The organism is Nocardioides palaemonis (assembly GCF_018275325.1).
Taxonomy (GTDB): domain Bacteria; phylum Actinomycetota; class Actinomycetes; order Propionibacteriales; family Nocardioidaceae; genus Nocardioides; species Nocardioides palaemonis.
In genome coordinates this window covers 2208737-2234244 of record NZ_JAGVQR010000001.1, presented here as the reverse complement: position 1 = coordinate 2234244, position 25508 = coordinate 2208737, and the positions used below count along the sequence as shown (strand labels likewise).

Here is a 25508-nt window from a genome sequence, read left to right as displayed (position 1 = left end):
GCGAACCTAGTCCCGATCGAGGGCGTGTGGGTGGTCGACCGGGTGCCGGTGGGACGGCTAGTTTCGTCGCATGGCAGCCACCCCCCGTCGCAAGAAGGTCCTCGCCATCGTCCTGGCCGGGGGTGAGGGCAAGAGACTGATGCCCCTCACGGCCGACCGGGCCAAGCCCGCGGTGCCGTTCGGCGGCATCTACCGCCTGATCGACTTCGCGCTCTCGAACGTCGTGAACTCCGGCTACCTCAAGGTCGTCGTGCTCACGCAGTACAAGTCGCACAGCCTCGACCGGCACGTCACCACGACGTGGCGGATGTCGCAGCTGCTCGGCAACTACGTCACCCCGGTGCCGGCCCAGCAGCGCGTCGGCAAGCGGTGGTACCTCGGCAGCGCGGACGCGATCTTCCAGTCGCTCAACCTGCTCACCGACGAGCAGCCCGACATCGTGGTGGTGGTCGGCGCCGACCACGTCTACCGGATGGACTTCGCGCAGATGGTCGCCGACCACGTCGAGTCGGGCGCCGGCTGCACGGTCGCGGCGATCCGGCAGCCGATCAGCCTCGCCGACCAGTTCGGCGTCATCGACGTCGACCCGTCGAGCCCCCAGCGGATCCGCGCCTTCCTCGAGAAGCCCACCGACCCCGTCGGCCTGCCGGACTCGCCGGAGGAGGTGCTGGCGAGCATGGGCAACTACGTCTTCGACGCCGATGCGCTCCGCGACGCCGTCACCCGCGACGCCGCCCGCGAGCAGTCCAAGCACGACATGGGCGGTGACATCGTCCCGTGGTTCGTCGACAAGTCGGAGTCGGCGGTCTACGACTACAAGGACAACGAGGTGCCCGGCGCGACCGACCGCGACCGCGGCTACTGGCGCGACGTCGGGACCATGCGGTCCTACTACGCCGCGCACATGGACCTGGTCTCGCCGCTGCCGGTCTTCAACCTCTACAACACCGCGTGGCCGATCTACACCAGCTACGGCCCGCACCCGCCGGCGAAGCTCGTCGAGGGCGGCGGCGGGGAGCGGGTGTCGACCTTCAACTCGATCCTGTCGCCGGGCGTGGTCGTCAGCGGCGGCACCGTCAACCACTCCGTCCTGTCACCGGCCGTCTGGGTCAAGGACGGGGCCGAGGTGTCCGACTCGGTCCTCATGGACAACGTCTGGGTCGGCGAGGGCGCGGTCGTGCGCAACGCGATCATCGACAAGGGCGTGGTGATCCCGCCGGGCGTGCAGATCGGTGTCGACCAGGACGCCGACCGCGCGCGCGGGTTCGTGGTCGACGACGGCCTCACCGTGCTCGCCAAGCAGCAGCACGTCCCGGAGGGCTGACCCCCACCGCGGGGACTCAGCCCAGGCTCGCGCGCTGCTCGGTGAGGAAGGCCCGCTCGACGTCGTTGCGGCAGGCCGCGATCGCCTGGTCGTAGGCGGCCCGCGCCGCGTCGGTGTCGCCGGCGCGGGTGAGCAGCTCGGCGCGCACCGCCGCGGGGCGGTGGCTGTCGGGGATCTCCAGTCCCTCCAGCGCCGCGAGGCCGGCGGCGGTGCCGCGGTCCTCGGCCACGGCGACGGCGCGGGCCAGTCGCGCGGACGGGCTGGGGGAGACCTGGAGGAGCAGGTCGTACCAGCCGACCACCCGGTCCCAGCGCGTGTCCGCGGCGGTCGGGGCGGTGGCGTGCTCGGCCGCGATCCGTGCCTGCAGGGCGTACGACGCCGCGAGCGGGGCGATCGGACCGGTCAGCACCGGACCGGTGAGCAGCCGCATCGCCTCGGCCACCTCGTCGTGGTGCCAGCGCGTGCGGTCCTGGTCGGCGAGCAGCACCAGCCGTCCGTCGCGCACGCGGGCGTCGCGGCGCGAGTGCTGCAGGAGGGTGAGGGCGAGCAGCGCCACGAGCGTCGGCTCGTCGGGACGCAGCCCCAGCACCACGCGGACCAGCCGGATCGCCTCACCGGCGAGGTCGGCGCGCAGCAGGTCGGGTCCGGTGCCGGGAGCGTAGCCCGCCGTGAAGGCGAGGTAGGCGGTCTGGGCGACCGTGTCGAGGCGGTCGGGGAGCGCGGAGGCGTCGGGGACCGCGAACGGGATGCCGGCGCCGACGATGCGCTTCTTGGCGCGGGTGATCCGCGCGGCCATGGTCGGCTCCGGCACCAGGAAGAGGCGCGCGATGTCCGGTGTCGGCACGCCCATCACCAGCCGGAGGCTCAGCGCGCTCGCGGACTCCGCCGCCAGCGCCGGGTGGGCGCACATCAGCACCAGGCGCAGCACGTCGTCCTCGACCAGGCTGCCGGCGTCGGCCATGGTGCGCGCCCCCTCCTCGCGCTGCTCGGCCTCGGTGACCAGCAGCGGCTGCTTGCGCCGCGACACCTCCTCGGTGCGCAGCCGGTCGACGACCCGTCGCCGGGCCGCGGTCATCAACCAGCCCGCCGGGTTGGTGGGCACGCCCTCCGTCGGCCAGTGCCGGCTGGCTGCCTCGACCGCGTCGCCCAGCGCGTCCTCGACCAGGTCGAGCCGGCGGAACTGTGCGAGGAGCAGGGCCACCAGGCGGCCCCACTCCTCGCGCACGACCTGCTCGAGCGCCCCGTCGGCCGGCTGCACGCTCAGCTGGTCTCCACGGCGGGCGACAGCTGCATGTCGTACGGCGGGAGGATCTGCAGCAGCTCGAGCAGCACGTCGAGGTCGGGCGTCTCGACCAGGTAGAAGCCGCCCATGCCCTCGATCACCTCCGCGTACGGACCCTCGGTGAGCGTGGTGGTGCCGCCGCGGGTGCGGACGGTCGTGGCGTGGGTGGGACCGGCGAGCGCCTCGCCCGCGAGGATCTCGACGCCCTCCCGCTCGGCCACGGCGGCGTGGAACGCCTCGAACTGCTGCATCACGGCCGCCTGCTCCTCGGGGGTGTGCTCCGACCACGGCGGGAGCTCGCCGTCGCCGATCAGGAGCACCAGGTACTTCACGACGCCTCCTCACCGGTGATCTTGCGGTGCACCTCGACGGCGTCGCCCGTGGCCGAGAGGATCCTGCAGACGTCCATCAGGTCGTCCAGGTCCTCGGTGCGGACCTCGTAGTAGCCACCGAGCTGCTCGGTGGTCTCCGTCCACGGTCCCTCGGTGACGGTGTCGGAGTGGGGCGCGATCGTCCGTGACTCCGAGGCCCGCGGCAGCTCCGCGCCGCCGACGACCGTGTGGCCACGTCGCTCGAGCTCCGCGGTGAAGCGCTCGTGGACGTCGTAGGTCGCCTTCTTCTCCGCCTCGGGGGTGTCCCACCACGCCTCGGTGTCGCCGTACAGCAGCACGATGTAGTCGCTCATGTCGGTCCTCTCACTCGACCATGCGACGGAGCTCGAGGAGCTCACCACGGCTCGACCACCGCTCGCACGCGGCGCGCAGGTCGGCCTCGTCGTCCGAGCGGACGAGGTAGAACCCCACGACCTGCTCCACGGACTCGGTGAACGGCCCGTCGCTGACGAGCGTGCCGCCCGCGCCGTCGGGTCGCATCGAGGTGGCGTCGGCCGACGGATCGAGCGGCCCCGCGACCAGCAGCTCGTGGCCACCGGTCCTCAGGTCCTCCTGGAACTGCGCGTGCGAGCGCATCCCCTTCTCGTGCTCCTCCGGCGGCAGGTCCGCCCACTCCGCCTCGGGGGCGGGCAGGAGGATCAGGTAGCGGCTCATCGGTGTCGAGCTCCTTCGTCGTCGCGGGCCGCGGGTGCGGCCTCACCACTGTGACGGACGACCCGGGCACGGATCGACACCCCACCCCGAGGTTTCTCGACGCGCGTGCCCGGACCCACCAAGATGGGGCCATGGCCAACCACGAGAGAGCCGGACAGCCCGCCCGCACCGAGGACCTGGTGGACGTCGCCCACCTCGTGACCGCCTACTTCGACCTCGAGCCCGATCCCGACGAGGTCGCCCAGCAGGTCGCGTTCGGCACGAGCGGGCACCGCGGCACCTCGCTCACCACCTCCTTCAACGAGGTGCACATCGCCGCCACCACGCAGGCGATCTGCGACTACCGCCGCGAGCAGGGCTACGACGGGCCGCTGTTCATCGGCCGCGACACCCACGCCCTGTCCGAGCCGGCCTGGGCGACGGCGCTCGAGGTGCTGGTCGCCAACGACGTGACCGTGCTCGTCGACGACCGCGACGGCTTCACCCCGACCCCCGCGGTGAGCCACGCGATCATCCGCGCCAACCAGGGACGTACGACGGGCGCCGGGCTCGCCGACGGCATCGTCGTCACGCCGTCGCACAACCCGCCGTCCGACGGCGGGTTCAAGTACAACCCGCCCCACGGCGGTCCGGCCGACTCCGACGCGACATCGGTGATCGCGGCCCGCGCCAACGAGCTGATCCGCGGCAACATCGCCGGCGTGAAGCGGGTCGCGTTCGCCAAGGCACGGGCGGCGGTCGGCACCTACGACTTCCTCGGCCACTACGTCGACGACCTGCCGAGCGTCCTCGACCTCGACGTCGTGCGCGACGCCGGCGTGCGGATCGGCGCGGACCCGCTCGGTGGCGCCAGCGTCGCCTACTGGGGCGAGATCGCCGAGCGGCACCGCCTCGACCTGACGGTGGTCAACCCGCTCGTCGACCCCACGTGGCGCTTCATGACGCTCGACTGGGACGGCAAGATCCGGATGGACTGCTCGTCGCCGCACGCGATGGCCTCGCTCGTGGACCGCAAGGACGACTACGCGATCGCCACCGGCAACGACGCCGACGCCGACCGGCACGGCATCGTGACGCCGGACGCCGGCCTGATGAACCCCAACCACTTCCTCGCCGTGGCGATCCAGCACCTCTTCGGCGGCGCACGACCGGGCTGGCCCGAGTCCGCCCGGATCGGCAAGACGCTCGTGTCGAGCTCGATGATCGACCGGGTCGCCGCGTCCATCGGCACGCCTCTGGTGGAAGTGCCGGTCGGCTTCAAGTGGTTCGTGCCGGGCCTGATGGACGGCTCGTTCGGCTTCGGCGGCGAGGAGTCGGCCGGCGCGTCGTTCCTGCGCCGCGACGGGTCCACGTGGACGACCGACAAGGACGGGCTGCTGCTCGCCCTGCTGGCCAGCGAGATCCTCGGCGCGACCGGCCGCACCCCGAGCGAGCACTACGCGGACCTGGTGGCGCAGCACGGCGACCCGGCCTACGCCCGTATCGACGCACCGGCCTCGCGCGAGGAGAAGGCCAGGCTGGCGGCGCTCTCGCCCGACGCGGTCGCGGCGACCACGCTGGCGGGGGAGGAGATCACCGGCAAGCTCACCGAGGCGCCCGGCAACGGCGCGAAGATCGGCGGGCTCAAGGTGACCACCGAGTCGGCGTGGTTCGCGGCACGGCCCAGCGGGACCGAGGACGTCTACAAGATCTACGCCGAGTCGTTCCGCGGCCCCGACCACCTCGCCGAGGTGCAGGCCGAGGCGCGGGACGTGGTGGCCGCTGCGCTGGGCTGAGCGCCGGGCGGCTCAGTAGCCGCCGACCGGGCCCGCCTCGATCGGCTGGCGCTCGGCGCCCCAGTGGGCGCGGGCGTCGTCGGGCTCCGGCTGCGGGTCGCCGTCGATGGCGGCGCGGGAGAAGCTCACCGCCACGATCGAGTCGAGGCGGACCAGGACCTGGTGGCCGTTGCCGTCGTCGAGGATCACACCGAGGCCGTCGGCGCCGACGATGACGCCGTCGAGCCAGGTGCCGGAGACGAGCACCCGCACCGGCGCGGCGGCGTCCTGGGCGTGGCGCAGCAGGGTGCCGACGGTGAACAGGGTGCTGGACTGGCTCAAGGTGGATCCCCCTCAGAATCCCGACCACCCTAGGTCGCCGTGGTCCCTCGCCACGTGGACTTGGCCCGATCGTGACCGAACGTCGCCCCGACATGGCCCGTTCGGGTCACGGCGGAGTCAGACGCGCGGCGTCGCGCGCTCGACGACCGCCCGCAGGCCACCGCTCGTCAACATCCCGTAGGTCCCGCCGTAGCCTGCGTCGAACCGGCTGCCGCAGAACGCGTCGGCCACCTCGGCGGGGGCGTACCGCACCAGGAGCGAGCCCTGCAGGCACGCCGCCATCCGGCCCGCGAGCCGACGGGCGCCGGCCTCCATCGCGCCGGTCTCGCCGAGCAGCGCCAGGGTGTCGTCGACGGCGCGGTCGAGCCGGCCGTCCGCGCTCCGGGCCGCACCCACCTCGGTGATCCACGCCTGCAGCACCTCCGGCTCGCGGCCGAGGGCACGCAGCACGTCGAGGGCGTTGACGTTGCCGGACCCCTCCCAGACCGAGTTGAGCGGCGACTCGCGAAACATCAGCGGCAGCCCCGACTCCTCGACGTAGCCGTTGCCGCCGAGGCACTCGAGCGCCTCGGCCACCATCGCGGGCGTGCGCTTGCACACCCAGAACTTGGCGAGCGGCAGCGCGATGCGCCGCAGCGCCACCTCGTGCGGGTCGTCGGGGCGGTCCACCGCGGCGGCCAGCCGCAGGGCGAGCGCCGTCGCCGCCTCGGACTCGACGGCGAGGTCGGCGACGACGTTCTGCATGAGGGGCTTGTCGGCGAGCAGCCCGCCGAACGCGGACCGGTGCGCGACGTGCCACGACGCCTCCGCCAGCGCGTGCCGCATCAGCGCGGCCGAGCCGAGGACGCAGTCGAGCCGGGTCGCGGCCACCATCTCGATGATGGTCCGCACGCCCCTGCCCTCGTCGCCGAGGCGCCGGGCGAGGGTGCCGTCGAGCTCGAGCTCCCCGGAAGCGTTGGACCGGTTGCCGAGCTTGTCCTTGAGCCGCACCACGTCGATCCGGTTGCGGGTGCCGTCGGCCAGCACGCGCGGCACGACGAAGCAGGTCAGCCCGCCGTCTGCCTGGGCGAGCACGAGGAAGACGTCGTTCATCGGGGCCGAGGTGAACCACTTGTGGCCGTGCAGGGCGTACCACCCCTCGTCGGCGGTCGGCCGGGCGCGCGTGACGTTGGCGCGCACGTCCGAGCCGCCCTGCTTCTCGGTCATCCCCATGCCGGCGAGCGCGCCGGACTTGCCGGACGCGAGCCGCACGCCGGGGTCGTACGAGCGCGCCGCGAGCAGCGGCGTCCACTCCGCCGCGACCGCCGGGTCGACCCGCAGCGCGGGCACGGCCGCGTAGGTCATCGAGATCGGGCAGCCGTGGCCGGGCTCGGTCTGCGACCAGGCCAGGAACCCGGCCGCGCGGCGTACGTGGGCGTGCGGGTCGCCGGCCTCCTGCTGCTCCCAGGGCGCGGCCTGCAGCCCGTGGGCGACGGCCCGCCCCATCAGCCAGTGCCACGACGGGTGGAACTCGACCTCGTCCACGCGGTTGCCCCAGCGGTCGTAGGGGACCAGCGTCGGGTGGTGCCGGTTGGCGAGCACGCCGTGCTCGCGCGCCTCCTCCGACCCGGCCTCGCGGCCCAGGGGCGCCAGGTCGTCGACCAGGTCGGCGGAGCCGTGCCGCACGAGCGCCTCGGTCAGCGCGAGGTCGGAGCCGACGACGTCGTGGCCCACGAGGGGCGGGACCTGGTTGGTGGCCGTGCGCAGGTCGGGGGAGGTCATGGGCACACCGTAGGCGGGGCCGCGACGCACGGCCGGGATTCGCCGGGAGGGGGCCGACCCTCGGTAGCGTGGCCTGGTGGTCGAGGCGCGCGAGGACATCCCTGCCCCGCGCCGGGTCGAGGTCCTGGTGCGGCGCTGGCGCGAGCACCTGTGGCGCGTCATCGTCACCACGGTCGGCTCCTGCTTGCGACACCGGGTGACCGGCCTGGCCGCGGAGGCGGCGTTCTTCGCGGTCCTGTCGGTGCCACCGCTGGTCTTCGCGCTCGCGGGCGCGGTCGGCTTCGTGAGCGAGCGCTTCACCGACACCCAGGTGGAGGACGTGCGCAACGCCGTCCTCGAGATCTCCCGGCAGGCGCTCACCGAGCGGGCGGTCAACAGCATCATCCGGCCGACCATCGACACCGTGCTCGACGGCGGACGCTACGACGTGATCTCGATCGGCTTCATCCTCGCGCTGTGGTCGGGCAGCCGCGCGCTCAACGTCTTCGTCGACACCATCACGATCATGCACGGGCTGGGCGGCCACCGCGGGATCGTCGCCACCCGGGCACTGTCGTTCGTGCTCTACGTCCTCGCCATGGTCACCGGCGCGGTGAGCATCCCGCTCGTGGTGGCCGGCCCGACCCTGGTCGACCGGGTGCTCCCACCACGCCTCGACTTCCTCAACGCCCTCTACTGGCCGGTCGTGCTCGCGGTCTGCATCTGCTTCCTCGCCACGCTCTACCACGTGTCCGTGCCGGTGCGGACGAGCTGGAGCTTCAACCTCCCGGGGGCGGCCTTCGCGCTGGTCTGCTGGATCGCGGGCTCGTACGTCCTGCGCTGGGTGCTGACGGTCACGGCCGCGGAGTCGCGCACCATCTACGGCCCCCTGGCCGCTCCCATCGCGGTGCTGCTGTGGCTCTACCTGCTGGCGCTCGCCGTGCTGATCGGCGCGGCGGTCAACGCGGCGTTCGACACCGTCTTCCCGCAGAAGAACACGGCGCGCGCCCGGCGCGAGCTGGTGCAGCGGCTCCGCACCCGCATGGGCGTGAAAGACTCCTGACCGTGCACGTCGCGAGCAACCCCGCCAGCGTGGGTCGGGTGTCCCTGCCGGAGCGCACCCGGTCGCCGTGGTGGGAGCTCGGACGCCGCGTGTTGCTGGCCCTGGCGATCCTCATCGGGACCTGGCTGCTGGTCTGGTTCGACCGTGACGGCTACCGCGACGGCAACGACCCGACCAACACGCTCAGCCTGCTCGACGCGTTCTACTACACGACCGTCACGCTCAGCACGACCGGCTACGGCGACATCGCCCCGGTCTCCGACGGAGCGCGGCTGGTCAACGCGCTGGTGATCACCCCGGCCCGCATCGGGTTCCTGGTCCTGTTGATCGGCACCACCCTCGAGGTCCTCGCCTCGCAGGGCCGCGAGATGTTCCGGGTCTCCCGGTGGAGGAAGAAGATGGACGAGCACGTCGTCGTGATCGGCTACGGCACGAAGGGCCGCAGCGCGATCGAGACCCTCGTGAGCAACGGCTACGACCGTTCCGCGATCGTCGTCGTCGACCCCGGCCCCGTCGCCCTCGAGGAGGCCAACCGCGACCAGCTGGTCGGGATCGCCGGCGACGCCACCCGCCGGGGCGTGCTGCGCCAGGCGGGTGTGGAGAAGGCGACCCACGTCATCATCACCACCGACCGCGACGACTCCAACGTGCTCGTCACGCTCACCGTGCGCCAGCTCAACCCGGACGCCTGGATCGTCGCGTCCGTGCGCGAGCAGGAGAACGTCCCGCTGATGCGCCAGTCCGGCGCGAACTCCGTGATCACCTCCTCCGACGCGGTCGGGCGCCTGCTCGGGCTCTCGTCGATGTCGCCGATGCTCGGCTCGGTGATGGAGGACCTGATGACCTACGGCGAGGGCCTCGAGGTCGCCGAGCGCGACCTGCTGGTCAACGAGGTCGGCAAGCAGCCGCAGCGGCTGCCCGACCAGGTCATCGCGGTCATCCGCGACGAGAAGGTCTACCGCTACTTCGACCCCGTGGTGTCCCTGCTGGCCCGCGGCGACCGGCTCATCGTCGTCCGTCCGGCCAAGGAGCTCCCGTGGGCGCCGCGCCCCGGCACCCACGGCGAGGACACCTCCGACGAGGACGACTGAGTGGGCACCGCTCCGTGATCTGCTCGCACCGCCACCGCTTCGTCTTCGTCAAGACCCGCAAGACCGCCGGCACCAGCCTCGAGATCGCGCTGTCGCGCCACTGCGGCCCCGACGACCTCGTCACCCGGATCAGCCCGGAGGACGAGGTGCTGCGCGCCGCGGCCGGGGGAGTGGGCCCGCAGCACGACGACACCAGCCCCTCGTCGTATGCCCACATGGGCGCGCGGCGGGTGATCGAGGTGATCGGCCGCGAGACCTGGGACGCCTACTTCACCTTCGCCGTCGAGCGGAACCCGTTCGACGTGGTCGCCTCGTCCTACCGCTACAGCGCCCGCAAGCCCACCTTCACCAAGACGTTCGCCGAGTTCGTCCGCACGCCGCGGCGCATGGAGCGGCTCGCGCTCAACGAGCGGCTCTACCGCCTCGGCGGACGGATCGTCGTCGACGAGGTCTACCGCTACGAGGACCTGCCGGCCGCCGTGGCCGACCTGTCCTCGCGCCTCGGGCTCGAGCTCGACCTGCCGCACGCGAAGCAGGGGAGCGGGCCGCACTACCGCGAGCTCTACGGCCCCGGCGACGCCGAGATCGTGGCCGAGCGGTTCGCCCAGACGATCCGGCACTTCGGCTACGAGTTCTGAGCCGCCCCACCCGCACCGGCGGGGGCCGGGCGAATTACACGATTGTTATTCATCCAACGGCGTGGCGCGCTTGACTTCCGCACCCTACGATCGCCAATCGTGCACCAAAGGCCACACGAACCCCACACGTCACAGTGGCGTGTCGCTGCCCTGTCCGCTGTCGGCCACGTCGCGCGCCGGGCGATCCGCTCGACGCTGCTGGCCACCGGTGTGCTGGGCCTGCTGGTCGCGGTGGTGCCGCGGACGACGACCCCGCTCGAGCTGGCCACGTCGACCTACCTGTGCACCGGCTACCAGGGCTGCCAGGACGCCGGCTACGGCAACAGCGGCTACCGACAGGCGTCCTCGTCGATGTACTGGCGGATGTACGCGGGGCACAACTGCACCAACTACGTGGCCTACCGGCTGATCCAGAACGGGATGCCGACCACCCGCCCGTGGTCGGGCGACGGCAACGCCTCCAACTGGGGTGCGGCGATGGCCTCGATCACCGACCAGACCCCGGCGGTCGGGTCGGTCGCCTGGTACAAGCCGCACGTGACGCCGGCCGGCTCCAACGGCCACGTCGCCTACGTCGAGCAGGTCATCTCCCCGACCGAGATCATCGTCTCGGAGGACTACTGGGGCGGCGACTTCTACTGGCGCCGGGTGACCAAGACTGGCGGCGGCTGGCCGACCGGCTTCATCCACTTCAACGACCGCGTGGTCACGCCGACCACGCCGCCCACCATCTCGGGCTCGCCGATGGTCGGCGCGCCGCTCGAGGTGGCCAGCGGGGCGTGGACGCCCGCGCCGACCAGCGTGAGCTACCGCTGGCTCGCGGACGGCACGGCCATCCCCGGTGCCACCGGGCCGGCGTACGTCCCGACCCCGGACGTCAAGGGCAAGACCCTCACGGCCGAGGTCACGGCTGCACTGAGCGGCTACACCCCGGGCGAGGCCACGCTCGCCACCGCGCCCGTCGCGCCCGGCACGTTCACGCGGGCGGAGGTGCCGGCGATCCAGGGCAACCCCGAGGTGGGCTCCACGCTGTCGCTCACCGCCTCGTCGTGGACGCCGCAGCCCGCGAAGACCCAGACGCAGTGGTACGCCGACGGCAAGCCGCTGGACGGCGCCACGACGTCGAGCCTGACCCTCACCCGCGACCAGATCGGCGCCTCGATCAGCGCGCGCGTCATCGCCAGCGCGAAGGGCTACAAGAAGTCGCGCTCCACCGCCGCGGCGACCGCACCGGTGCTCGCCAAGCAGGTCGCGATCAGCACGGGGTCGCGGGTCAGGGGCACGGCGCAGGTCGGCCAGCGGCTCCGCGTGCGACCGGGCACCACCAGGCCCACCGGCGCCACGACGACGTACCGCTGGCTCCGAGACGGCAAGCCGGTCGCGAAGGCGACCCACGACACCTACACGATCCGCAAGGGCGACCTCGGCCACGCCATGTCGGTGGAGGTCACCTACAGCCGCCGCCACTTCCGCGACAACGTCGAGACGATCGCCGTGCCCGCTGTCATGACCACCCCGAAGGTGCGCGTCACGGCAGCTGCCACGCGGCGCAAGGTCGCCGTCGACGTCCGCGTGAAGGCCGTCGGCGCCCGCAAGCCGGCCGGGGCAATCACCATCAGCGTCGGTGGTCGTACGTGGCAGGGCGAGGTCGTCGACGGGCGGGTGCGCCTGGTGCTCCGCGACCTCAAGCCCGGCACGAAGAAGGTCGTCGTGCGCTACGCCGGCACCGACGTGGTCCGCGCCGCCGTCGAGCGCACCACGGTCGTCGTCCCGCGCGGCAAGAAGTCCTGAGGGGGACCGAGCGGATCGTGGTGCTCTCGAGCCACCAGGTGGCATGACGGCTCCACGACCACGCTCGGGCGTGGTGGTCCGGGGTCTCGTGACGGTCGCTGCGCGACCTCCTCGACCAGCGGGAGTCAGCGCGACCTCCTCGACCAGCGGGAGTCAGCGCGATCTCCTCGACCAGCGGGAGCCGGAAATAACCGAAGGGCCCCGGATCTCTCCGGGGCCCTTCGGTGCTGGTGGGCGATACTGGGTTTGAACCAGTGACCTCTTCCGTGTCAAGGAAGCGCGCTACCGCTGCGCCAATCGCCCGTGTTGAGTTGTGTGCGAGGTGGGTACGGGATTTGAACCCGTGTAGACGGATTTGCAGTCCGTTGCCTCGCCTCTCGGCCAACCCACCGTGGAGGCCCACGTGTGATGGGAGACCCCTCAGAGCGGACAACGAGACTCGAACTCGCGACCTCAACCTTGGCAAGGTTGCGCTCTACCAACTGAGCTATGTCCGCCTGTTTCCCCGGAGCGGCTGACCGCTCCTTGGAACGAGTGGAACAGTAGTACATGGCTCGCGCGGGTCCAAAATCGGGTCCCCCCGGGCGTGTTCGCGGGGCCCCTAGAGTGGCCGCATGCGCGCATGGATCGACGGGAGCCTGCTGGCCGACCCGGGGCAGGGAGCGGTCGCGGTGACCGACCACGGCTTCACCGTCGGGGACGGCGTCTTCGAGGCGGTCAAGACGATCCACGGGACGCCCTTCGCGCTCACCCGTCACCTCGCCCGGCTGGAGCGGAGCGCGGCCGGGCTCGGTCTCCCGGCGCCCGACCTCGACCACGTACGGGCGGGCGTGGCGGCGGTGCTCGCCGACGGCGCGGACGTCGACGCGATGGGGCGGCTGCGCATCACCTGGACGGCCGGGCCGCACCCGATGGGCTCGGGCCGCGGCGGCGGACCGCCGACGCTCGTCGTCGCCTACAGCGCCATCGAGCCGGCGCCGCGGTCGACCACCGTGGTGACGGTGCCGTGGACCCGCAACGAGAACGGCGCGACCGCCGGTCTCAAGACCACGTCGTACGCCGAGAACGTGATCGCCCTCGCCCACGCCCAGCGCCACGGCGGCAGCGAGGCGGTGCTCGCCAACACCGCCGGCCACCTGTGCGAGGGCACCGGGTCCAACGTCTTCTACGTCCTCGACGGCGAGCTGCGCACCCCGAGCCTCGCCTCGGGCTGCCTGGCCGGGATCACCCGCGACCTGGTCGTGGAGTGGTGCGGTGCCCGGGAGGTCGACGAGCCGCTCGCGGACGTGCGCGACCGGGCGAGCGAGGCCTTCCTGGTGTCCACGACCCGCGACGTGCAGGCCATCTCGCGCTGGGACGACCGCGACCTGCCGGCGCCCGGTCCGGTGACCGAGCGGTGCGCGGCGACGTGGGCCGACCGCGAGGCTGGGAGCATGGAGCCGTGAACACCCCGGTGAACCCCACGGAGTCCTCCCTCGACCCGACCGTGTCCGCGCGCATGCGCCACACGGCGGAGGACCTGGTGCCGGTCGTGGTGCAGCAGCACGACACCCGCGAGGTGCTGATGCTGGCCTGGGTCGACGACGAGGCGCTCGCCCGCACGCTCGCGACGGGGCGCGCGACGTACTGGTCGCGCTCGCGCCGCGAGTACTGGGTCAAGGGCGACACCTCGGGCCACGTCCAGCACGTGAAGGAGGTGCGCCTCGACTGCGACGGCGACACCCTCCTCTTCCTGGTCGACCAGGAGGGTGCCGCGTGCCACACCGGCGACCACACCTGCTTCGACGCCGACCTCGTGCACCGCTTCGATGGCTGAGGCGACCGCGCGCCGCACGTTCGGGCCCGTGGTCCTCGTCGGCCTCGCGTCGGCGGGGCTCGCCGCCACCGCCGGCACCAAGCCGTGGGTGTCCGGCAGCTCGGGCGCCCTCGACACCGACCAGGGCGCCTCGATGACGTCGGTGCTCTCCCTCGACTCGGCGCGCGACGCGCCGCTCGCCGGCGCGCTCGCGCTGGTGGTCCTGGCCTGCTGGGGCGTGCTGCTGGTGACCCGGGGCCGGTTCCGGCGCGTGGTGGCCGTCGTCGCGCTGGTCGCGTCGCTCGGCACGGCCGTCGTCACGGTCGAGGCGGCACGCAGCCTGCCGCCCAAGCTCGCCGACGCACTCACCGAGGCCTCGGGGAGCGACGCGGTCAGCACCTCGTTCACCGGCTGGTACGCCGCCGCGGTCGTGGCGTCACTGCTCTGCGTGCTGGCCACCGTCGCCGCCGTGCGCCTGGTCGGCAGCTGGCCCGAGATGGGCAGCAAGTACGACGCGCCGACCGGCGGCCGCGGCGAGGGGGCGGGGCCCGCGGACGCTGGGCCGGGCGAGGTGCCGGCCGAGAACATCGACATCTGGAAGGCCCTCGACGAGGGTCGGGACCCGACCGCCTAGACTGCGGCCCGCACGCACCGGATCGACGAAGGAGCTCAACCATGGCTGGTGGCCACGGCAACACCCCCGCTGCTTGGACCGCTGTCTCGGTCGCGATGCTCGGCTTCGTCCTGGGCAGCGTCGCGCTGCTCCAGGTCCCGACGCAGAAGACGCTGCTGTGGATCGGCATCATCGTGGCGGTCGTGGCCTTCCCGCTGTTCCTGGTGCTCTCGAAGCTCGGCTTCAACACCTCCGACCACTGATCCGCCGGCCCCGCCGGCGGCTGTCCGTCGGCTGGGCACCGGTGCCGGGAGCACTGGCGCCGGGTGAGAGGCTGGACCCATGCCTGCGTCCGGTTCCGTCCTCGACGACATCGTCGCCGGGGTGCGTGAGGACCTCGCCCGCCGCGAGGCCGCGCTCCCGCTCGACGAGCTGCTCGCCCACCTCGCGGAGGCGCCCGCACCGCGGGACCCGATGCCGCACTTCCGGGCCCGCGGGTCGAGCGTGATCGCGGAGGTCAAGCGGCGTAGCCCCAGCAAGGGCGACCTCGCCGAGATCCCCGACCCGGCCGACCTCGCGCGCGCCTACGAGCGCGGGGGAGCGGCCGCCATCTCGGTCCTCACCGAGGAGCGCCGCTTCGGCGGCAGCCTGGCCGACCTGCGCGCCGTCCGCGCCGCGGTCGAGACGCCGCTGCTGCGCAAGGACTTCATCGTCGAGACCTACCAGCTCGTCGAGGCCCGCGCCGCGGGCGCCGACCTCGCGCTGCTGATCGTCGCGGCGCTCGACGACGACACCCTGCGCCGCCTCCACGACGAGGCCGGCGAGCTCGGCCTCACCGTGCTGGTCGAGGTCCACGACGAGGCCGAGGTCGAGCGGGCCCTGGCCCTCGACGCCGAGCTGGTGGGCGTCAACAGCCGCAACCTCAAGACCCTGGCGGTCGACCCCGACGTGTTCGGGCGTCTCGCCCCGCAGATCCATGCCGACGTCGTGAAGGTCGCCGAGAGCGGCATCACCGGGGTCGGCGACGTGCAGCGCTTCGTCTCGGAGGGGGCCGGCGTCGTGCTGGTCGGCGAGGCGCTGGTCAAGGACGGCGACCCCGAGGCCGCCGTACGAGCCATGACAGGAGTGACCGCACCGTGAGCGTGCCCACCAGCCAGAGCAGCCCCACCAGCCCGATCCGCTACGAGGCCGACGAGCGGGGCTACTTCGGCGAGACCTGGGGCGGCCGGTTCATGCCGGAGGCCCTCGTGAAGGCCCTCGACGAGCTCACCGTCGCGTGGCAGGACGCGATGGCCGACGCGGACTTCGTCGCCGAGTTCGAGCGGGTGCTGCGCGACTACGCCGGCACGCCAAGCCGGCTCTACCACGCCGAGCGGCTGTCGGCGCAGGTCGGCGCGCGCGTGCTGCTCAAGCGCGAGGACCTCAACCACACCGGCGCCCACAAGATCCGCAACGTGATGGGCCAGGCGCTGCTCACCAAGCGGATGGGCAAGACGCGCGTGATCGCCGAGACCGGCGCCGGCCAGCACGGTGTCGCCAGTGCGACGGCCGCGGCGTGGTTCGACCTCGACTGCACCGTCTACATGGGCGCCGTCGACACCCGACGCCAGGCGCTCAACGTCGCCCGCATGCAGCTGCTCGGCGCCAAGGTCGTCCCGGTCGAGTCCGGCAGCGCGACCCTCAAGGACGCCATCAACGAGGCGCTGCGCGACTGGGTCGCCAGTGTCGACCACACGGCCTACCTCTTCGGGACGGCCGCCGGCCCGCACCCGTTCCCGAGCATGGTCCGCGACTTCTGCCGCGGCATCGGTGACGAGGCGCGCGAGCAGTGCCTCGAGCAGTACGGCGTGCTGCCGGACGCGGTCGCGGCGTGCGTCGGCGGCGGGTCCAACGCGATCGGCCTCTTCACCGCGTTCCTCGAGGACGAGGGCGTGGAGATCCACGGCTTCGAGCCCGGCGGCGACGGCGTCGAGACCGGACGGCACGCGGCCACCATCCACGCCGGCGAGGCCGGTGTGCTCCACGGCGCGCGCACCTACGTCCTGCAGGACGAGGACGGGCAGACGGTCGAGTCGCACTCGATCTCCGCCGGCCTCGACTACCCCGGCGTGGGCCCGCAGCACTCGTGGCTGGCTGCCTCGGGCCGCGCCCACTACACGCCGATCACCGACACGCAGGCGATGGACGCGATGGCGCTGCTCAGCCGCACGGAGGGCATCATCCCGGCCATCGAGTCCGCCCACGCGGTCGCTGGCGCGCTCGACGTGGCCCGCCGCCTCGGCGAGGAGAAGGGCCCCGACGCGACGGTGATCATCAACCTGAGCGGACGCGGCGACAAGGACATGGGCACCGCCATCGAGTGGTTCGGTCTCGGCGACGCCGAGGGCGAGGCGGAGCCCGTCGTCGCGACGGCGCCGGGGGAGGAGGCCTGATGGCGTCGACCACCACCGCCTTCGAGAAGGCCCGTGCCGAGGACCGCGCCGCGCTCATCGGCTACCTCCCCGCCGGGTTCCCCAGCGTCGACGGCTCGATCGCAGCGCTGCGCACCATGGTCGAGGCCGGGTGCGACGCCATCGAGATCGGTCTGCCCTACAGCGACCCGGTGATGGACGGCCCGACCATCCAGGCAGCCGCGCAGCAGGCCCTCGACGCCGGCACCCGCACCCGTGACGTCATCGACGTCGTGCAGGCGGTCGCGGAGACCGGTGTCCCGACCCTGGTGATGACCTACTGGAACCCCGTCGAGCGCTACGGGGTGGAGCGGTGGGCCACCGACCTCGCCGGCGCGGGCGGCGCGGGCCTGATCACGCCCGACATCACGCCCGACCACGGCGGTGAGTGGGTCGAGGCGGCCGATGCCCACGACCTCGACAAGGTCTTCCTCGTCGCCCCGAGCTCGACCGACGAGCGGATCGCGATGACCGCGGCGGCCAGCCGCGGGTTCGTCTACGCGGCGGCCGTCATGGGCGTCACCGGCGCCCGCGACGCGACGTCCGACCTCGCCGGACCGCTGGTGCAGCGCGTCCGGGCGACCGGTGACATCCCGGTCGCGGTCGGCATCGGGGTCAGCAACGGAGACCAGGCCGCCGAGGTGGCCGGCTACGCCGACGGCGTGATCGTGGGCTCCGCCTTCGTGCGCGCCCTGCTCGACCACCCCGGCGACGAGGCCGCGGGACTGGCTGCGCTGCGCGCGCTCACCGAGGACCTCGCCGGCGGCGTACGTCGTGGCTAGGCGGCGCGCGCTCGTCCTGGCGGCGCTGCTGCCGCTCCTCGCGGCCTGCGGTGGCGCGGGCTCGGCGCAGGGGACCGACCTCAACGGCACCGTCCTGGACCCGCCGTTCGAGGTGTCGTCGACCCCGCTCGTCGACACCGCCGGCGACTCCTACAGCCTCACCGACGACACCGACAAGCCGCTGACGCTGGTGTTCTTCGGCTACACCAACTGTCCCGACATCTGCGGACAGGTGATGGCCACCCTCGCCGGCACCCTCGCGCGGCTCGACGACGCCGAGCTCGACGACCTCGACGTCGTCTTCGTCACCACCGACCCCGCGCGCGACGACGAGGCGACGGTCGAGCGCTACGTCGACGCCTTCGACCCCTCGATCATCGGGCTCACCGGCGCGCTGGGCGACATCGTCACCGTGGGCAACAGCCTCGCCGTCGGGATCGACAAGGGCGAGAAGATGCCCAGCGGCGGCTACGACGTCACCCACGGCACGCGCATCTACGCCGTCGACGGCGACGACGAGTCGCCGATGATGTGGGACCAGGACGTCTCGCAGGCGCAGCTGGCCCACGACGTCACCGTGCTGCTCGACGAGGGATGATGCTGCCCATGACCTCACCGCTGGTGACCCTGATGTCGATCCCGAGCCCGTCGCAGGGCGTGTGGCACCTCGGTCCGCTCCCGATCCGCGGCTACGCGCTGTGCATCATCCTCGGCATCGTCGCCGCCATCTGGATCGGCGAGAAGCGCTGGGTCGCGCGCGGCGGAGCGCCCGGCGAGGTCAGCGACCTCGCCATCTGGGCGGTCCCGTTCGGGCTGGTCGGTGGCCGGCTCTACCACGTCGCGACCGACTGGGAGCTCTACTTCGGGGAGGGCAAGAACCCGGTCACCGCGCTCTACGTCTGGCGTGGTGGCCTCGGCATCTGGGGCGCGATCGCCCTGGGCGCGGTCGGCGTGATGCTGGGCTGTCGCGCACGCGGGATCAAGGTGCTCCCGCTGCTCGACGCGCTCGCCCCGGGCGTGCTGGTCGCGCAGGCGATGGGCCGGTGGGGCAACTGGTTCAACCAGGAGCTCTACGGCGGGCCGACGAACCTCCCGTGGGGGCTCGAGATCGACGTCGCGCACCGCGAGGCGCGCTACCTCGACGTCGCGACGTACCACCCGACCTTCCTCTACGAGTGCCTGTGGAACCTCGCCGCCTTCGCGGTGCTGATCTGGCTCGACCGTCGCTTCCGGCTCGGCCACGGACGGGTGGTCGCGCTCTACGTCATGCTCTACACCGCCGGTCGCGGATGGATCGAGAACATGCGCATCGACGAGGTGCAGATGAACGACGTGCTCGGGCTGCGGCTCAACGTCTGGACCTCGATCGTCCTGTTCGTCCTCGCCACGGCGTACTTCCTCTGGTCGACGCGGCGCCACCCCGGCCGCGAGGACGTCGTGCGGACCAAGCCGCCGCTCGGGGAGGAGCCCGCCGCCGACGAGGCGGAGGAGCGCTCGACCGCCGATCCCACGGCCTGAAACGTCGCGCGCCGGCCGGTCGCGCCGGTGATAGGTTGCGCAGTGCTCGGGCCAACGTCGTCCCCAGCGGATGTGCCCACCCCTCGCCCCCCCGGTCCCGCGTGGACCGGAGGCGAGACTGACGACGGGAGAACCAGTGTCGATGCACGCGTTCCCGCCGAGCTTCCCTCCTCCGCAGGGGCTCTACGACCCGCGCCACGAGAAGGACGCCTGTGGCGTCGCCATGGTGGCGACGCTCACCGGTGAGGCCAGCCACGACATCGTGGTCAAGGCGCTCACTGCGCTGCGCAACCTCGACCACCGCGGCGCCGCCGGCGCCGAGGTCAACTCGGGCGACGGTGCGGGGATCCTCCTGCAGGTGCCCGACGCGTTCCTCCGCGAGGTCACCCGCGACGCCGGCATGGAGCTGCCGCCGGCCCGCTCGTACGCGGTCGGCACGGCGTTCCTGCCCGGCGACGCCGACGCGGTCGCCAAGACCCGCCAGCGGATCGAGGAGATCGCCGACGAGGAGGGCCTCGCGGTCCTCGGCTGGCGCGAGGTGCCGGTCGACGACTCGACCCTCGGCGCCACCGCGAAGAGCGTGATGCCCGCGTTCGCCCAGCTGTTCGTCGCGGGCAAGGGCGCCCGCGTCAGCGGGATGGCGCTGGAGCGCCTCGCGTTCTGCCTGCGCAAGCGCGCCGAGTCCGAGACCGACGTCTACTTCCCGTCGCTGTCCTCGCGGACCCTCGCCTACAAGGGCATGCTCACCACCGACCAGCTCGACCAGGTCTTCCCGGACCTCACCGACGAGCGGGTCGCCTCGGCGATGGCGGTCGTGCACTCCCGCTTCTCCACCAACACCTTCCCGAGCTGGCCGCTGGCGCACCCGTTCCGGTTCATCGCCCACAACGGCGAGATCAACACGGTCATGGGCAACCGCAACTGGATGCGTGCCCGCGAGGCCCTCCTCGAGAGCGACCTGATCCCCGGCGACCTCGAGCGGCTCTTCCCGATCTGCACGCCCGGCGCGTCCGACTCCGCGTCGTTCGACGAGGTGCTCGAGCTGCTGCACCTCGGCGGCCGCTCGCTGCCGCACGCCGTGCTGATGATGATCCCGGAGGCGTGGGAGAACCACGCCGACATGGACCCGCAGCGGCGCGCGTTCTACGAGTTCCACTCCACCCTGATGGAGCCGTGGGACGGCCCGGCGTGCGTGGTCTTCACCGACGGCACCCAGATCGGCGCCGTGCTGGACCGCAACGGCCTGCGCCCCTCCCGCTACTGGGTCACCGACGACGGGCTCGTCGTGCTGGCCTCGGAGGTCGGCGTGCTCGACCTCGACCCCGCCACGATCGTCCGCAAGGGCCGGCTGCAGCCGGGCCGGATGTTCCTCGTCGACACCGAGGAGCACCGGATCATCGAGGACGAGGAGATCAAGGGCCAGCTCGCCGCGGAGCACCCCTACGACGAGTGGCTGCACGCCGGGCTGATCCAGCTCGACGACCTCGACGACCTCGAGCACATCGTCCACACCCACGCCTCGGTGACCCGGCGCCAGCAGGTCTTCGGCTACACCGAGGAGGAGCTGCGGGTGCTGCTCAGCCCGATGGCCTCCACCGGCGCCGAGGCGATCGGCTCGATGGGCACCGACACGCCCATCGCGGCGCTCAGCGACAAGCCGCGGCTGCTGTTCGACTACTTCGCCCAGCTGTTCGCGCAGGTCACCAACCCGCCGCTCGACGCGATCCGCGAGGAGCTGGTCACCTCGCTGGCCGGCTCGATCGGCCCGGAGGCCAACCTGCTCGAGCCGACGCCCGCGTCGTGCCGTCAGATCGTGCTGCCGTTCCCGGTGTTCTCCAACGACGACCTCGCCAAGATCCGCCACATCAACCGTAACGGCGACATGCCGGGCTTCCAGGTCCACATCGTCCGCGGCCTCTACGAGGTCGAGGGCGGGGGAGCCGCGCTCGAGGCGCGCCTCGACGAGCTGTGCGCCGAGGTGTCGGCCGCGATCGCGGACGGCGCCCGCATCATCGTGCTCTCCGACCGCCACTGCACCGCCGAGCTCGCGCCCATCCCGTCGCTGCTGCTCACCGGCGCGATCCACCACCACCTGGTCCGCGAGAAGACCCGCACCCAGGTCGGCCTGCTGGTCGAGGCGGGCGACGTCCGCGAGGTCCACCACGTGGCGCTCCTCGTCGGCTACGGCGCGGCCGCGGTCAACCCGTACCTCGCGATGGAGTCGGTCGAGGACCTCGCGCGGGAGGCCTACTACGTCAAGGTCGACCCGGAAAAGGCGGTCGCCAACCTGATCAAGGCGCTCGGCAAGGGCGTGCTCAAGGTGATGTCCAAGATGGGCGTCTCGACGGTCGCGTCCTACACCGGCGCCAAGATCTTCGAGTCGGTCGGGCTGTCCCAGACGGTCGTCGACCGCTACTTCACCGGCACCACCTCCAAGCTCGGGGGCATCGAGCTCGACACGATCGCCGAGGAGGTCGCGCGCCGGCACGCCGTGGCGTACCCCCGTGGCGGCATCTCGCCGGCGCACCGCGAGCTCACCATCGGTGGCGAGTACCAGTGGCGCCGCGAGGGCGAGCCGCACCTGTTCGACCCCGAGACGGTCTTCCGGCTCCAGCACTCGACCCGCTCGGGCAGCTACGACGTCTTCAAGCAGTACACCGACCGCGTCAACCAGCAGTCCGAGCGGCTGATGACCCTGCGCGGACTGTTCACCTTCAAGGACGCCGCCGGATCCGGGCGCGAGCCCGTCGACATCGACGAGGTCGAGCCGGTCTCGGAGATCGTCAGGCGGTTCTCCACCGGCGCGATGTCCTACGGCTCGATCAGCCAGGAGGCGCACGAGACGCTCGCCATCGCGATGAACCGGTTGGGCGCCAAGTCCAACACCGGTGAGGGCGGCGAGGACCCCGACCGGCTGCACGACCCGGAGCGGCGCTCGGCGATCAAGCAGGTGGCCTCGGGCCGCTTCGGCGTGACGTCGGAGTATCTCACCAACGCCGACGACATCCAGATCAAGATGGCGCAGGGCGCCAAGCCCGGCGAGGGCGGTCAGCTGCCCGGCCACAAGGTCTACCCGTGGGTGGCGAAGACTCGGCACTCCACGCCGGGCGTGGGCCTGATCAGCCCGCCGCCGCACCACGACATCTACTCGATCGAGGACCTGGCCCAGCTGATCCACGACCTCAAGAACGCGAACCCGTCGGCACGGGTCCACGTCAAGCTGGTCTCGGAGGTCGGCATCGGCACGGTCGCGGCGGGGGTGTCCAAGGCGCACGCCGACGTCGTGCTGGTCTCCGGCCACGACGGCGGCACCGGCGCCTCGCCCCTCACCTCGCTCAAGCACGCCGGTGGTCCGTGGGAGCTCGGGCTCGCCGAGACCCAGCAGACGCTGCTGCTCAACGGCCTGCGCGACCGGATCGTCGTGCAGGCCGACGGCCAGCTCAAGACCGGCCGCGACGTGGTCGTCGCCGCGCTGCTCGGCGCGGAGGAGTACGGCTTCGCGACCGCCCCGCTGGTCGTCAGCGGCTGCATCATGATGCGGGTCTGCCACCTCGACACCTGCCCGGTGGGCGTGGCGACGCAGAACCCGGTGCTGCGCGAGCGGTTCAGCGGCAAGGCCGACTACGTCGTGAACTTCTTCGAGTTCATCGCCCAGGAGGTGCGCGAGATCCTCGCCGAGCTCGGGTTCCGCAGCCTCGACGAGGCGATCGGCCAGGTCGGCACGCTCGACGTCGCCGGGGCCGTCGACCACTGGAAGGCCTCCGGCCTCGACCTCACGCCGATCCTCCACCAGGCCTCGGCGCACGGTGAGTTCGGGCAGTTCGAGGACCAGGACCTGCGGTGCACCAAGGCCCAGGACCACGGGCTCGACAAGGCGCTCGACAACGAGCTGATCGCCATCGCCGCCCCGGCGCTCGAGACCGGCGAGCCGGTGCGGGCGCAGGTCACGGTCCGCAACGTCAACCGCACCGTCGGCACGATGCTCGGCCACGAGGTGACCAAGCGCTACAAGGGCGAGGGACTGCCGGACGGCACGATCGACATCACCCTCACCGGCTCGGCCGGCCAGTCGTTCGGTGCCTTCGTCCCGCGCGGCATCACGCTGCGCCTCGAGGGCGACGCCAACGACTACGTCGGCAAGGGCCTGTCGGGCGGGCGGATCGTCGTGCGTCCCGACCGGGCCGCGACGTTCGACGCCGCCGAGCAGATCATCGCCGGCAACACGATCGGCTACGGCGCCACGTCGGGCCAGATCTTCCTCAGCGGTCGCGCGGGGGAGCGGTTCTGCGTGCGCAACTCCGGCGCCAGCGCCGTCGTGGAGGGCGTGGGCGACCACGCCTGCGAGTACATGACCGGTGGCGTCGTGGTCGTCCTCGGCCCCACCGGCCGCAACCTCGCGGCCGGCATGTCGGGCGGCTACGCCTTCGTGCTCGACCTCGACGAGTCGCTCGTCAACCGCGAGCTCGTCGAGCTCGCGCCCGTCGAGGGCGAGGCGGCCGAGGAGCTCGAGCAGCTCGTCCGCCAGCACGCGGAGGAGACCGGGTCGGCCGTCGCGCAGGCCCTGCTCGCGGACTGGGCGACGTCGCTCCCGCGCTTCACCGAGGTGATGCCGCGCGACTTCAAGCGGGTCCTCGAGGCGCGCGCCGCCGCGCTCGCGGACGGTCTCGACGAGGACCAGGCGAACGCTCGCATCATGGAGGTCCTCCATGGCTGAGCGCGACCACACCACGACGATGGGCAGTTCCGGGCGCTCGCCCGTGGAGAGAGGTGCCGAGAATGGCTGACCCCAAGGGATTCCTCAAGCACGGCCGCGAGGTCGCCTCGCGCCGCGACGTCGCCGAGCGGGTGCAGGACTGGGACGAGGTCTACCCCGACGGCATCGGGCGCGCCCTGCTGCCGATCATCAACACCCAGGCCGCGCGCTGCATGGACTGCGGCATCCCGTTCTGCCACCAGGGGTGCCCGCTGGGCAACATCATCCCGGAGTGGAACGACCTGGTCTGGCGGGACGACTGGGACGGCGCGATGGACCGGCTGCACGCGACCAACAACTTCCCGGAGTTCACCGGTCGGCTCTGCCCGGCGCCCTGCGAGACCGCCTGCGTGCTGGGCATCAACCAGGACCCGGTGACGATCAAGAACGTCGAGGTCTCGATCATCGACCGCGCCTGGGGCTCGGGCTACGTCCGCCCCCAGCCGCCGGAGTGGCTCTCGGGCAAGACCGTCGCGGTCGTCGGCTCGGGCCCGGCCGGCCTCGCCGCCGCGCAGCAGCTCACCCGCGCCGGCCACACGGTCGCCGTCTACGAGCGCGCCGACAGGATCGGCGGCCTCCTGCGCTACGGCATCCCCGAGTTCAAGATGGAGAAGAAGCACCTCGACCGACGGCTGGACCAGATGCGCCGCGAGGGCACCGTGTTCCGTGCCGGCGTCGACGTCGGCGGCGACCTCACCGGCGCGCAGCTGCTCGCCCGCTACGACGCCGTCGTGCTGGCGATGGGCGCCACCCAGGCGCGCGACCTGCCCGTCACTGGCCGCGAGCTCGGCGGCATCCACCAGGCGATGGAGTTCTTGCCGCAGGCCAACCGGGCGTCGCTGGGCGAGACGGTCGAGGACCAGATCCTCGCCACCGGCAAGGACGTGGTGATCATCGGCGGCGGCGACACCGGCGCCGACTGCCTCGGCACCTCGATCCGCCAGGGTGCGCGCTCGATCACGCAGCTGGAGATCATGCCGCGCCCGGGCGAGGACCGGCCGTCGGGCCAGCCGTGGCCGACGTACCCGATGACGTTCAAGGTCTCGTCGGCCCACGAGGAGGGCGGCGACCGGGTCTACGCGGTCTCCACCCAGGAGTTCGTCGGCGACGCCGACGGCAACGTGGCCGAGCTGCGCCTGGTCGAGGTCGACGCGAAGTTCCAGCCCGTGGAGGGGACCGAGCGCACGATCCCCGCCCAGCTGGTGCTGCTCGCGATGGGCTTCACCGGTCCGGAGCAGCCGGGCATCGTGGAGCAGCTGGGCGTGGAGCTCGACGAGCGCGGCAACGTGCGCCGCGACTCCTCCTACGCCTCGTCGGTCCCCGGCGTCTACGTCGCCGGCGACGTGGGTCGCGGCCAGTCCCTCATCGTGTGGGCGATCGCCGAGGGGCGCAGCGCGGCCGCCGCGGTCGACGCGTTCCTCACCGGCTCGACGACGCTCCCCGCGCCGATCAAGCCGCACGAGCGCCCGCTGACCGTCTGAGGCGTTCCGCCGCGCCGGCACAGCTGCCGGCGCGGCGGGAAGCCC

The 25508-nt window shown here is 72.3% G+C and carries 23 protein-coding genes and 3 tRNA genes; 17 read left to right on the top strand and 9 right to left on the bottom strand.

Features of this window, described 5'->3' with window-relative positions; all coding sequences use genetic code 11:
- Positions 1–70: 70 nt before the first annotated feature.
- Positions 71–1324, top strand: a complete 1254-nt coding sequence (gene glgC, locus KDN32_RS10925; RefSeq protein ID WP_211731984.1) for a glucose-1-phosphate adenylyltransferase — start codon at positions 71–73, stop codon at positions 1322–1324.
- A 16-nt stretch (positions 1325–1340) separates the two neighbouring features.
- On the opposite strand, the gene KDN32_RS10920 is transcribed toward glgC, so the two are convergent.
- Genes KDN32_RS10920 through KDN32_RS10905 form a run of 4 tightly spaced genes read right to left on the bottom strand, consistent with a single transcriptional unit; the run spans position 1341 to position 3652 of the window.
- The gene (locus tag KDN32_RS10920; RefSeq protein WP_211731983.1) at positions 1341–2582 is read right to left on the bottom strand and encodes an RNA polymerase sigma factor; all 1242 of its coding nucleotides are present in this window, start codon (positions 2580–2582) and stop codon (positions 1341–1343) included.
- A gap of 2 nt (positions 2583–2584) precedes the next feature.
- A complete protein-coding gene (locus KDN32_RS10915) occupies positions 2585–2938 on the bottom strand; it encodes a YciI family protein (RefSeq protein WP_211731982.1) in 354 nt (117 codons plus the stop codon).
- Positions 2935–3291: a YciI family protein gene (locus KDN32_RS10910; protein ID WP_211731981.1), complete on the bottom strand. Its 357-nt coding sequence runs from the start codon at positions 3289–3291 to the stop codon at positions 2935–2937. The genes KDN32_RS10915 and KDN32_RS10910 overlap by 4 nt, the downstream gene beginning before the upstream one ends.
- A gap of 10 nt (positions 3292–3301) precedes the next feature.
- The gene (locus tag KDN32_RS10905) at positions 3302–3652 is read right to left on the bottom strand and encodes a YciI family protein (RefSeq protein WP_211731980.1); all 351 of its coding nucleotides are present in this window, start codon (positions 3650–3652) and stop codon (positions 3302–3304) included.
- Positions 3653–3783: 131 nt separating this feature from the next.
- Between KDN32_RS10905 and pgm the strand changes: the two genes are divergently transcribed.
- Complete coding sequence (pgm, locus tag KDN32_RS10900) at positions 3784–5427, top strand: phosphoglucomutase (alpha-D-glucose-1,6-bisphosphate-dependent) (RefSeq protein ID WP_211731979.1); 1644 nt, start codon at positions 3784–3786, stop codon at positions 5425–5427.
- Positions 5428–5439: 12 nt separating this feature from the next.
- Here the strand turns inward: pgm and KDN32_RS10895 are convergent, their stop codons facing one another.
- Both KDN32_RS10895 and KDN32_RS10890 read right to left on the bottom strand, forming a co-directional pair.
- The gene (locus tag KDN32_RS10895; RefSeq protein ID WP_211731978.1) at positions 5440–5748 is read right to left on the bottom strand and encodes a hypothetical protein; all 309 of its coding nucleotides are present in this window, start codon (positions 5746–5748) and stop codon (positions 5440–5442) included.
- Between the two features lie 117 nt (positions 5749–5865).
- On the bottom strand, positions 5866–7509 hold the full coding sequence (locus KDN32_RS10890) for an acyl-CoA dehydrogenase family protein (RefSeq protein WP_211731977.1): 1644 nt from the start codon (positions 7507–7509) through the stop codon (positions 5866–5868).
- Between the two features lie 76 nt (positions 7510–7585).
- Here KDN32_RS10890 and KDN32_RS10885 point away from each other — a divergent pair, with 76 nt between their 5' ends.
- The 4 genes from KDN32_RS10885 to KDN32_RS10870 all read left to right on the top strand — a co-directional run bounded on the left by KDN32_RS10885 (position 7586) and on the right by KDN32_RS10870 (position 12071).
- A complete protein-coding gene (locus KDN32_RS10885) occupies positions 7586–8551 on the top strand; it encodes a YihY/virulence factor BrkB family protein (RefSeq protein ID WP_307853951.1) in 966 nt (321 codons plus the stop codon).
- A gap of 2 nt (positions 8552–8553) precedes the next feature.
- Positions 8554–9642 (top strand): potassium channel family protein, encoded by a 1089-nt coding sequence (locus tag KDN32_RS10880; RefSeq protein WP_307853949.1) that lies wholly within the window; start codon positions 8554–8556, stop codon positions 9640–9642.
- A 14-nt stretch (positions 9643–9656) separates the two neighbouring features.
- Entirely contained in the window at positions 9657–10280 is a 624-nt protein-coding gene (locus KDN32_RS10875; RefSeq protein WP_211731976.1) for a hypothetical protein, read from the top strand.
- 99 nt (positions 10281–10379) lie between these two features.
- Entirely contained in the window at positions 10380–12071 is a 1692-nt protein-coding gene (locus KDN32_RS10870; RefSeq protein ID WP_211731975.1) for a CHAP domain-containing protein, read from the top strand.
- Between the two features lie 228 nt (positions 12072–12299).
- Here the strand turns inward: KDN32_RS10870 and KDN32_RS10865 are convergent.
- The 3 genes from KDN32_RS10865 to KDN32_RS10855 form a co-directional block, all read right to left on the bottom strand.
- Positions 12300–12374 (bottom strand) — tRNA-Val (locus tag KDN32_RS10865).
- A 17-nt stretch (positions 12375–12391) separates the two neighbouring features.
- Positions 12392–12462 (bottom strand) — tRNA-Cys (locus KDN32_RS10860).
- Between the two features lie 33 nt (positions 12463–12495).
- Positions 12496–12568: transfer RNA gene (locus KDN32_RS10855), tRNA-Gly, on the bottom strand.
- A gap of 117 nt (positions 12569–12685) precedes the next feature.
- Here KDN32_RS10855 and KDN32_RS10850 point away from each other — a divergent pair.
- The 11 genes from KDN32_RS10850 to KDN32_RS10800 all read left to right on the top strand — a co-directional run bounded on the left by KDN32_RS10850 (position 12686) and on the right by KDN32_RS10800 (position 25463).
- Complete coding sequence (locus tag KDN32_RS10850; protein WP_211731974.1) at positions 12686–13516, top strand: aminotransferase class IV; 831 nt, start codon at positions 12686–12688, stop codon at positions 13514–13516.
- Entirely contained in the window at positions 13513–13887 is a 375-nt protein-coding gene (gene hisI / locus KDN32_RS10845; RefSeq protein ID WP_211731973.1) for a phosphoribosyl-AMP cyclohydrolase, read from the top strand. Before KDN32_RS10850 ends, hisI begins: the two co-directional genes overlap by 4 nt.
- A complete protein-coding gene (locus KDN32_RS10840; RefSeq protein WP_211731972.1) occupies positions 13880–14500 on the top strand; it encodes a Trp biosynthesis-associated membrane protein in 621 nt (206 codons plus the stop codon). The genes hisI and KDN32_RS10840 overlap by 8 nt, the downstream gene beginning before the upstream one ends.
- 41 nt (positions 14501–14541) lie before the next feature.
- On the top strand, positions 14542–14742 hold the full coding sequence (locus KDN32_RS10835) for an HGxxPAAW family protein (protein ID WP_211731971.1): 201 nt from the start codon (positions 14542–14544) through the stop codon (positions 14740–14742).
- Between the two features lie 79 nt (positions 14743–14821).
- Complete coding sequence (trpC, locus tag KDN32_RS10830) at positions 14822–15619, top strand: indole-3-glycerol phosphate synthase TrpC (RefSeq protein ID WP_211731970.1); 798 nt, start codon at positions 14822–14824, stop codon at positions 15617–15619.
- Positions 15620–15654: 35 nt separating this feature from the next.
- On the top strand, positions 15655–16911 hold the full coding sequence (gene trpB, locus KDN32_RS10825) for a tryptophan synthase subunit beta (protein ID WP_443678616.1): 1257 nt from the start codon (positions 15655–15657) through the stop codon (positions 16909–16911).
- On the top strand, positions 16911–17711 hold the full coding sequence (trpA, locus tag KDN32_RS10820) for a tryptophan synthase subunit alpha (protein WP_211731969.1): 801 nt from the start codon (positions 16911–16913) through the stop codon (positions 17709–17711). The genes trpB and trpA overlap by 1 nt, the downstream gene beginning before the upstream one ends.
- On the top strand, positions 17704–18309 hold the full coding sequence (locus KDN32_RS10815; protein ID WP_211731968.1) for an SCO family protein: 606 nt from the start codon (positions 17704–17706) through the stop codon (positions 18307–18309). Before trpA ends, KDN32_RS10815 begins: the two co-directional genes overlap by 8 nt.
- 8 nt (positions 18310–18317) lie before the next feature.
- A complete protein-coding gene (gene lgt / locus KDN32_RS10810) occupies positions 18318–19229 on the top strand; it encodes a prolipoprotein diacylglyceryl transferase (protein WP_211731967.1) in 912 nt (303 codons plus the stop codon).
- Between the two features lie 142 nt (positions 19230–19371).
- Positions 19372–23943 carry a glutamate synthase large subunit gene (gene gltB / locus KDN32_RS10805; RefSeq protein ID WP_211731966.1) on the top strand — a complete coding sequence of 1524 codons (4572 nt, stop codon included), beginning with the start codon at positions 19372–19374 and terminating at the stop codon, positions 23941–23943.
- Positions 23944–24005: 62 nt separating this feature from the next.
- Positions 24006–25463: a glutamate synthase subunit beta gene (locus KDN32_RS10800; RefSeq protein WP_211731965.1), complete on the top strand. Its 1458-nt coding sequence runs from the start codon at positions 24006–24008 to the stop codon at positions 25461–25463.
- The last annotated feature ends 45 nt before the right edge of the window (positions 25464–25508 follow it).

What these genes read in the sequence shown, in the direction of transcription:
- KDN32_RS10840 (WP_211731972.1), top strand. Translation starts at nt 13,880, where the DNA reads ATGGCTGAGGCGACCGCGCGCCGCACGTTCGGGCCCGTGGTCCTCGTC.
- glgC (WP_211731984.1), top strand. Translation starts at nt 71, where the DNA reads ATGGCAGCCACCCCCCGTCGCAAGAAGGTCCTCGCCATCGTCCTGGCC.
- pgm (WP_211731979.1), top strand. Translation starts at nt 3,784, where the DNA reads ATGGCCAACCACGAGAGAGCCGGACAGCCCGCCCGCACCGAGGACCTG.
- KDN32_RS10905 (WP_211731980.1), bottom strand. Translation starts at nt 3,652, where the DNA reads ATGAGCCGCTACCTGATCCTCCTGCCCGCCCCCGAGGCGGAGTGGGCG.
- KDN32_RS10890 (WP_211731977.1), bottom strand. Translation starts at nt 7,509, where the DNA reads ATGACCTCCCCCGACCTGCGCACGGCCACCAACCAGGTCCCGCCCCTC.
- KDN32_RS10850 (WP_211731974.1), top strand. Translation starts at nt 12,686, where the DNA reads ATGCGCGCATGGATCGACGGGAGCCTGCTGGCCGACCCGGGGCAGGGA.
- gltB (WP_211731966.1), top strand. Translation starts at nt 19,372, where the DNA reads ATGCACGCGTTCCCGCCGAGCTTCCCTCCTCCGCAGGGGCTCTACGAC.
- lgt (WP_211731967.1), top strand. Translation starts at nt 18,318, where the DNA reads ATGACCTCACCGCTGGTGACCCTGATGTCGATCCCGAGCCCGTCGCAG.
- KDN32_RS10835 (WP_211731971.1), top strand. Translation starts at nt 14,542, where the DNA reads ATGGCTGGTGGCCACGGCAACACCCCCGCTGCTTGGACCGCTGTCTCG.
- KDN32_RS10800 (WP_211731965.1), top strand. Translation starts at nt 24,006, where the DNA reads ATGGCTGACCCCAAGGGATTCCTCAAGCACGGCCGCGAGGTCGCCTCG.
- trpA (WP_211731969.1), top strand. Translation starts at nt 16,911, where the DNA reads ATGGCGTCGACCACCACCGCCTTCGAGAAGGCCCGTGCCGAGGACCGC.
- trpC (WP_211731970.1), top strand. Translation starts at nt 14,822, where the DNA reads ATGCCTGCGTCCGGTTCCGTCCTCGACGACATCGTCGCCGGGGTGCGT.
- KDN32_RS10910 (WP_211731981.1), bottom strand. Translation starts at nt 3,291, where the DNA reads ATGAGCGACTACATCGTGCTGCTGTACGGCGACACCGAGGCGTGGTGG.